Annotated in this window: 3 protein-coding genes; all 3 read right to left on the minus strand. The window is 43.3% G+C overall.

Annotation, left to right across the window (positions count from 1 at the left end; translation table 11 throughout):
* Positions 1-463: dynamin family protein (locus tag MA2_RS11495; protein WP_255246923.1), on the minus strand; the 463-nt coding region annotated here is incomplete at its 3' end.
* 61 nt (positions 464-524) lie between these two features.
* Entirely contained in the window at positions 525-833 is a 309-nt protein-coding gene (locus tag MA2_RS10595; RefSeq protein WP_067059630.1) for a hypothetical protein, read from the minus strand.
* Positions 834-1,793, minus strand: coding sequence for a helix-turn-helix transcriptional regulator (locus MA2_RS10600; protein WP_067059632.1), 960 nt, complete (start codon positions 1,791-1,793; stop codon positions 834-836). It lies immediately after the preceding gene.
* Between the last annotated feature and the right edge of the window lie 711 nt (positions 1,794-2,504).

Raw genomic sequence — 2,504 nt, forward strand, 5'->3', positions numbered from 1 at the left:
CAGATTTTGGCACCAGATTTAGTTTCGAGCGCACCCGATCTAAAAATAAGTTAAGCTCTTGATTTGAAATACTTAAGCTAGGTACTTTTTGATTGGGCTTGTGGCAAATCAATGTGGGCAAAGCCGTCATAGGTCGATTACGGTTGGGCAAAATCTCTCTGCCTACAATCGCATTGATCGTGGTTGATTTGCCTGCTTTCATCGTACCAACGACAGCAAGAACAACGTCAAAATTATTAAGTTTATCAATTTCGTTACGCAATTTTCGCTTAGATTCACTCGATGAATCTAGCGTAAGAATACCCTCTTGACCTTTTTCAGTGGGTCGTTCTTGTTTAAGAATTTCATCCATTGAGTTAAGAATTTCAATTTGTTTTTCAAGCACCATTAAAGTGGATTCTTTGTAGGCTTTGATTTTTTCTAAATCGCCAACCACATCTAAACCCGTTTTTTGAACTGACATAAATCGCTCCTCTTTTAAATAAACTAGGTCAGTTAAATCACCTAAGTTAAATCATTTAAAACTACTCATAAAACACCACCACAGGCGGCTTGCTCATCAACGCCGCAGGCAAAGCCTGATTCAATAGCCGCCACCGCGCAATCCGCCGCCGTCCTTGTTGCCGACAGCGCGTGATATCGCCCGAAAAGTCCTCGATTTTCAAAGACTCACAATTAATGTTAATGCGCTGACCTGACTTAAACACATACCAAATCGGCACATGCTGCATCACGTGCTTAAGTTCAGGCGAAAAGCCGCCCATCGATAAGCCTTGCTTAGCTTTGGCTAAATCAAGCGAGTTATCGTTATCGTGTTTCTCAACGTTTGGCATTTAATCTGCTCCCGTTTGTGTCATCGTTTTGCTATCGGTCAAGCCAAGTGTTGGCCGCGCCAAATACGCCTGTAACTGCTGAGTCAGCTTAGCGCGCATCGTATCGGGCGCGACAATCTCAATATGGGGCAGCCAATAGCGCACCAAAGGCAAAACCTCCTGCTCATGCACCTTACGGCACATCACAATCAACGTGCCGTCGGTCATCTCTTGCATGATTTCTTGATTCGGCAATATCGCACGACGCGTAAAATACACCGCCACCTCACGGCTAACTTTAAGCACCACCTCATCCATGACCCCTTCAAAGTAAATCCCGTCACCTTTTTCAATCCGCGTCTTGATAGCGGTATCAGGGGTGAACGTCTGCGACTGGATGGCAGGTAGGCTAATGCGCGTCAGGCTAAACACCTTAATTTTGGCATCATGTACGGCAACCAGATACCAAATGCCGTTTTTATTGACCAGCTTATACGGCTCGACACAAAATTCGATGCTCTTGTCCCCTGCTTGTTGGCGCACGCGCTGATAAAAAAAAGCCAAGGTCTTGTTATCCAAAATCGCGCGATTAATCGTGTCAAATTCGCTGCGTTTATGGCGAATATCTTCGTAATGAAAGCCTTTGACATCCATACTGTTGCCAAGGCTATCGAGCAACACGTTGGCAAAAAACTGTTGGTCAAGTTTGGGGAATAGGTCGCTGACACTGGCAAAACGGGCAAAGCGGCGCATGTCCTCAAGATTAAATTTGCCCAACTGCGCGGCGTCAAGACGATAGTTGCCTGCGTGATCTTTTTCTAGCGCCAAAAAGCTGAAACGCTCTAGCAAATCGCGCTGAATCGTGCGCTTACTCACGTTAAATTCTTGTGCTAGGCTATTTAAATCAAGGGCTTCGCCTGCGTTGAGTTTTTGTAAAATATTGACCAAGCGTTCGGCAAGTTTGTCGCGTGATGGCTGCATAATTTTCCTTTTTTTTAGTCTATTATAGCCAAAAATTTACTAAAACAAAGTGTTTTTGTAACGTTATCTTGCTTAATCGTAAACAATTACAATGTTGATAGCAAATAAAATAAGTGTTTAAACTTTGAGCACGGTCTATTTTGGTTTATGTGCCATCCTAACAGTGGGCTGTGACAGGTTGTGTCATGCACAAAAAAAATTGGTATAAAAAAACCGCCAATCTGCACGGACAGACAGCGGCGTATGAAAACTTTTGAAACTTGGCGTGACCACTAAATTCACGTCATAGAATTGGTGCCTCGGCGGGAATTGAACCCACGACCCTTGGCTTCATAATGCTCACCATTCCGCTCTACAAATCCTACCGTTACTAGGCTCCAGCCATTATAGGCTAGACGTTTACTCCACTAAGAAGGAATATCGGCATTTTTAAAGCCCCCACCATGTCAATGTTGGACGCGATTTTTACCTTGATGTATTTTAATTGCGTTTAATCTACAGCCCTTGCAGTACAAGGTTTTTAAATTAAATTAAACCGTAATAATCAATACTCCGCTAACAACTCACGCCGCCCGTCTCCCAAAATCAAGGAACTGAGCGATTTTATCCCGATTAATCTTAAGTTTGGGGTTAATAGCGAACATGGAAATAAATCGATTCACCATTAACTCATTGTTTAATCTCGTTTTTATATCCGCCATCGAAAACGGC

Origin of the sequence: Moraxella atlantae NBRC 14588 (genome assembly GCF_001591265.1) — a bacterium.
Classification (GTDB): domain Bacteria; phylum Pseudomonadota; class Gammaproteobacteria; order Pseudomonadales; family Moraxellaceae; genus Faucicola; species Faucicola atlantae.